The 6,000-nt window shown below is 36.4% G+C and carries 3 protein-coding genes and 1 pseudogene; 2 read left to right on the top strand and 2 right to left on the bottom strand.

Annotation, left to right across the window (positions count from 1 at the left end; translation table 11 throughout):
* Together D1003_RS10225 and D1003_RS10220 are read left to right on the top strand one after the other, a co-directional pair.
* Positions 1-931: pseudogene (locus tag D1003_RS10225) on the top strand (FISUMP domain-containing protein); the annotation flags it as partial.
* 174 nt (positions 932-1,105) lie between these two features.
* Entirely contained in the window at positions 1,106-2,008 is a 903-nt protein-coding gene (locus D1003_RS10220) for a DUF3078 domain-containing protein (protein ID WP_153936907.1), read from the top strand.
* A 72-nt stretch (positions 2,009-2,080) separates the two neighbouring features.
* Here D1003_RS10220 and D1003_RS10215 read toward each other — a convergent pair whose 3' ends face one another.
* Positions 2,081-4,213 carry a S46 family peptidase gene (locus D1003_RS10215; protein WP_153936906.1) on the bottom strand — a complete coding sequence of 711 codons (2,133 nt, stop codon included), beginning with the start codon at positions 4,211-4,213 and terminating at the stop codon, positions 2,081-2,083.
* Positions 4,214-4,302: 89 nt separating this feature from the next.
* Entirely contained in the window at positions 4,303-5,976 is a 1,674-nt protein-coding gene (menD, locus tag D1003_RS10210; RefSeq protein ID WP_153936905.1) for a 2-succinyl-5-enolpyruvyl-6-hydroxy-3-cyclohexene-1-carboxylic-acid synthase, read from the bottom strand.
* Positions 5,977-6,000 lie beyond the last annotated feature (24 nt).

The following is a 6,000-nucleotide window of genomic DNA, read 5'->3' as shown; positions in this document are numbered from 1 at the left end:
TGGGATATATCGCAATGCTATTGGCAATGCGAATGCTTACATCATTAGCCTAAATGGGAGCAGTACTACCACGCTCAAAGTGCAAACGATTACAGGCGTTCCTGACCGTTGCTATGGTAAGACGACTTTGGACTGTGTGGGTTATGGAGCGAATGAGAAGGAACACGAGTTTATTTATGTCCCAATAAAAGGTCCCGATGGTAGGGTTTGGTTCAGTAATAATTTAGGTGCAGAATATGCAAAAGTAGGTTCGCCTTGGTTTACCCCAGCTTATCAGGCGGGGGCTTTGCTTTATTTGCATACCACTTCCGCAACGCCTCTTTCTAACCCAACTGCCGACCAGATTAAAAAAGACTGGCGTGCGTATGGTTCGTTGTTCCAATGGCAGCGTAACCCAGACGGGCACGAACTCATAAATTGGTCTAATACTACAAGTAGTACGCCTAAATATGGCACCACCACTACTTTATCCAACTCTTGGACGAACCCTAATACGAATGTATTTATAATTGGTAATGCTAGTTCAAGTTATTATTCGTGGGTAAATGGTTTGTTGGATAGTTCAGGACCTTATAATTTATGGCAGTCAGGACAATCTAATAATCCTTGTCCTGTGGGTTATCATGTGCCTACTCACACCGAGCAGATGGCTTTGCATAATGCGATTTTAGGTTATGATACAGGTACTTCATCTACAAGTTCTAATAATATGTGGAATGAAACTGGACTCCGCCTGTCTGCTAGTGGTTACCGCAGCGCCACCATTGCCATGCTCAGCGGTCAGAGCACCAACAGCTCCTTGTGGAGCAGCGAGCTAAGCAGTAGTAACAACTACTACTCGTGGCACCTATGGTTCGTTAGTGGCAATAGCAATGCCGCGAGCGGCAGCACTCGTGCGAACAGCTATAATGTTCGATGTATTAAGGATTAACTAGGTGTTCTCGGCGGTTTCACCTCTTAAATATCTGCTGTCTATAAGCCCTAAACCTTACCTCTCCCCCATTGCACAACAAAATGCAGTGGAGGATTTTTGTTTTATTACTCTAGATAAATAATATTTAAAAAAGGTTTTTATACTTTTGTCGCCTAAAAAAAATAATATATAATGAAAAAAACATTTCTAATGGCGTTGGCTGTTGTGGGTGCGGTAGCATCAGCACAAGAAACGGTGTCAGATAGTACCAAACATTGGTCTATTGTGGGGCAAAATACGCTTATGCTTAACCAAGCAGCTTTTTCTAACTGGGTAGGTGGTGGAGCCAATAATGTGGGTTGGCTAGCAGGTACTAACTACAATATGACCTATGAAAATGGTAAAAATCTTTGGGAGAACATAGTGGTATTAGGCTATGGGCAAAATAATACTAAAGGTACAGGGAGCAGAAAGACTCAAGATATCATTAACCTTTCTTCTAACTACGGCAGAAAAATTTCTCACAATTGGTATGCGTCTGGCGGAGTTAGCCTGCAAACTCAATTTGCTCCCGGCTATGAGAATGGTAATGACCCTTCTGCCAAAAAAATATCTAATTTTATGGCTCCTGGCTATCTAATGGCTGGTGCAGGTTTTACTTATAGACCTCACGAAGACCTTACAATTACCTTAAGACCTGCTAATGCAAGATGGACTTTGGTGCTAGATAAAGACTTACAAAAAGCTGGAAATTTTGGTTTAAAAAATGATGGGGATTCTTCTTTATTTCAATTTGGTTTTTTGGGGACGGCTATTTATAAGGTACAACTGATGGAGAATATATCACTCGTTAATACAGCCTCTGTATTGTCCGATTATCTTAATCACCCCGAAAGATTGGTGTTGGGCTACAATGGGGTGCTTAATATGAAGATTAACAAGTATGTTTCTTCTGTAATTACTCTTGATTTATTATACGACCATAACCAAATCAGAAAAACCCAATTAAAACAAACTCTAGGTGTAGGGTTTGCCTATAAAATAAATAAAGGAATTAAAAAATCTGATATTAAAGAACATAGAAATTGGAGATAGTTATTACATTATACAAAAAAAAGGATGTATTAATTTAATACATCCTTTTTTGTAATAAAAATAGTAGTATATCTATTTTACTAATTTCATTTCTTGTATTAAGTTTTTAGCACCTGCGTACTTGTCTATCACCCAAAGTACAAATCTTACATCTACATTTATAGTTTTCTGTAATTTAGGTTCAAATACGATGTCCCCACTTAGAGCTTCGCTATTTCCATCAAAGGCAATACCTATTAAATGTCCATTAGCATCTATCACTGGAGAACCAGAATTTCCTCCTGTAATATCATTATCGGATAAAAAGTTTACAGGCATATATCCAGCCTTATCTGCATAGATACCATAGTCTTTGTTTTTGTATAGTTTTAATACTCTTTGTGGTAAATCAAATTCCTCATCTCCCTTTTTATACTTAGCGATAAGACCTTCCATATTAGTGTAGTAGTTACTAGTAACGCCGTGATAAAGTCTATCTGAACGGAACGGAAGTGTATCTACTTTACCATAAGTTAAACGCATCGTAGAGTTAGCATCTGGGTAATATTTTTTCTCTGGAAGAGCTTTTCTAAGACCGTCTAAGAATAGTCTAGTATTCTTATCAAAAGCCTCCTCTACTTTTACATAAGTTTCTGCTTGAAGTCTTTGGTCTGTAACATAAGCATTAGCCCATTGGTAGAGTTTATCTCCATCAATTTTAAGTCTATCTGGGTTGTTAAGGAATTGAGTGGCAGATTGCTTATTAGCAAATATAGAAGCATAAGCTAGATTAGCAAGTTCAGAAGCATTAGCATCAGCTAAAGTTTTAGCTTGAGCCTCTTTTTTCACTCTTACTTGATATAGGCTTACGAGCTTACTAAGCATCTCTCCTTCTAGCTGAACATTAAAATGCTCGTAGTAACTATTTATTGCTTTTTCAAGCTCTGGTTTCATTTTGTCTTGTCCAGCTTTGTCTTGATCTGCATAAGTTTTAAATAAGCTTCCTAAGCGGTAAGCTACTCCTATATACTTTGCATTTCTTTGTAAAATAGCATTATAGTTTTTCTCTACATTTCTGTCAGATACTTGGTTATAGTAAGCCTTTATTTCATTGAGTACATTACCATAAGTAGCATCATTTTCTGGCTGTACTGCCCATTGTAGATATTTGTTTTCTAAATTTTGCTTTTCTCCGATAGTGCCATTTTTATTAACAGCTTCTATAGTCCCAGCTCTGTTTTTCCAATAGTTAGCCACAGAAGCGTATTGAGAAGCATAGCCTAGTCTTGTAGCATCATCTTTATCCATATATTTTTTCATAACGTCCATAGCGGCTTTGGAGCCATCTACCCACGCTGGATAATCTTTATTCACAAGTTGAGAAATACCGTAAGAAGTTAAATATCTATTAGTTCTCCCTGGGTAACCCATTATCATCGCAAAATCTCCTGGCTTTACTCCTTTTAAAGAAATAGGAAGAAAATGTTTTGGCTTAAGAGGAACATTATTCACGTTGTATTCAGATGGATTTCCGTTTTTGTCTGCATACACACGGAAGATACTAAAATCTGCTGTATGTCTAGGCCACTCCCAGTTATCAGTATCACCACCATATTTACCCAAAGATGCAGGAGGTGTACCTACCAAACGAACATCGGTATAATCTCTGTACACGAAGTAATAGAACTCGTTACCATTAAAGAAATCCTTAACAACAACGGTATATTTACCATTTTCAGAGTTTTCTTTTTTGATAGCTTCGTATTCAGCTTTTATGATAGCTTCTCTTTCAGAAGCAGTCATATTATTATTAAGCTTAGAGTTAATGCGTTCTGTGGCATCACCCATTCTTTCTAAGAATCTCACATAAAGCCCTTTAGCATTAAGCTCTTCAGACTTTTTCATTGCCCAAAAACCATTGGTTAAGTGGTCTTTTTTAGGTGTAGAAAGTGCTGCTATAGCACCATATCCACAGTGGTGATTGGTAAAAATCATACCTTCTGGAGATACAATTTCACCTGTACAAAAACCGCCAAAACTTACAATAGCATCTTTAAGGCTGGAGTTATTAACAGAGTAAATTTCTTCGGGTGTTAAACGAAGCCCTTGCTTCTGCATATCCACACCATTTAATCTTTTAACTAGCATCAGAAGCCACATACCTTCGTCTGCTTTCGCTTGTAGGAAACTCAACAAAAATGTGAGTCCAAGAAACAATCTTTTCATGTTAGATTTATAATTTTAAATATTTAAAAAGTTCAATGGGCTAAATTAAGCATTTCAAAATAAAACAACAAATTGAGGAACTATGGTCATCAATTTAGTTTTAAACTTTTAAAATATGCTTTAAGCACCTCTTCCGAAGAAGCATTTTTAGTATAAATTTCCAATATTTTAGGTTTACTATCTGGAGAGAAGAAATGAGGCAAACTCCGTTCTACAGTTACTAAGTCTTCTGCTCTGAAATACGAAAACCCAAAATGCTTGGCAATAGTTTCGGCATTTTTAGAGTGTTTAGTAGCTATAAACTCGTCTATTGCATTGGTAGTATCAGGCCCTGGTATGATACGGAAAATATTGCCTTCTCCATTATTGAGTATGATAATCCTAGTGTAAGGCGGGATATACGGATTCCAAAGTCCATTGATGTCATAGAAAAAACTAATATCTCCTGTGATAAGGAGCGTAGGTTTTTCGTTAGCAATAGCAAAGCCCATAGCCGTAGAAGTGCAACCATCTATACCGCTTGTACCTCTGTTACAATAGATTGTATTTTGGTATTGGAAATCAAATAGCTGAGCATACCTTATAGCTGAACTATTAGAAATGTGGATATTATACTCCTTTGGTGTGTTTTGGGTAATAATTTCAAAGCATTTAAAATCGGAAAACGGTGCTAAAGAAACGTATTCTTCATGCTTAGCATCTAGTTTATTTTTAAGGCTATCCCAAAGGTTAAAATAGGCTCTTGGCTCTAAATTGATACCTTGTATAAGCTTTTTAAAGAAAACATCAGCTTTGGTTTTAATTTTTCTATTAAGCACAAAATAGGTATCTGGGTGCCAGTGTTCATCTATATGCCAATGGTTTTTGATTTGAGATTTTCTAAGAAAATGTTTTATCTTTTTAGAAACTACATTTTGTCCAATAGTAATAAGCAAATCTGGAGCGTAGTTTGGAAAATCTTTCTCCTCTAAATTAAAAATATAACGGTCTATATGACCGAAAAACTTCTCGTTATGAAGGTTAGAATTAACCTCCGTTAAAACCACTGCTGTATGATTTTTAACTAACTGAGAAAGATAGGTTTCTAATTCTGGATTTTTATCCAAAGTACCCGTAAGAATCATTATTTTTTTTGAGGTGTTCCATTCTGCTACTAAAGTGCTGTCTAACTCAAAATTATTGTTTTTGCTTTCTTTTTCTACGGTAGGCATTACAGGAATTTCGGATACCAAATTGTACAAAGGTTCCTCTAAAGGAATGTTGATATGCACAGGACCTTGCTTCTCTAAGCAAAGTTCTATAGCTGTTTTAATGGTTTTAAAATTGTGTTCATCGGCTTCTTCGTGGCTATCTTCCAAAAGTTGAAAATCACCATAAGAATGCTGCTGAAAAATCTGATTTTGTCTAATGGTTTGTCCATCAAAAATATCAGTATAATCAGAAGGTCTATCGGCGGTTAGCAATAATAAAGGAACATTTTGATAAAAAGCTTCTACCACTGCAGGGTAATAATTAGCCACCGCAGAACCACTGGTACAAGACAAAGCCACAGGCTTCTTCTGACTCTTTGCCATACCTAATGCTACAAATCCTGCACTTCTTTCATCCACTATGCTATAGGCATTAAATTCTTCAAACTCTGTAAAATGTATCGCCATTGGAGCATTTCTAGAGCCAGGAGAAATTACAATGTTACTAATGCCATATTGAGATAGCAAATGTGCTAAAATTTGTATACTGCGTTTAGAGGTATATTGCTTCATATAAAATCTTAAAAAACTTTATGC

It is taken from the genome of Riemerella anatipestifer (assembly GCF_009663465.1).
In the GTDB taxonomy this organism is placed as follows: Bacteria; Bacteroidota; Bacteroidia; order Flavobacteriales; family Weeksellaceae; genus Riemerella; species Riemerella anatipestifer_C.
This window is presented reverse-complemented; position numbering and strand designations above follow the sequence as displayed.

Bases quoted from the DNA above. Each gene is read 5' to 3' on its own strand.
- menD (WP_153936905.1), bottom strand. From the start codon at position 5,976: ATGAAGCAATATACCTCTAAACGCAGTATACAAATTTTAGCACATTTG.
- D1003_RS10215 (WP_153936906.1), bottom strand. From the start codon at position 4,213: ATGAAAAGATTGTTTCTTGGACTCACATTTTTGTTGAGTTTCCTACAA.
- D1003_RS10220 (WP_153936907.1), top strand. From the start codon at position 1,106: ATGAAAAAAACATTTCTAATGGCGTTGGCTGTTGTGGGTGCGGTAGCA.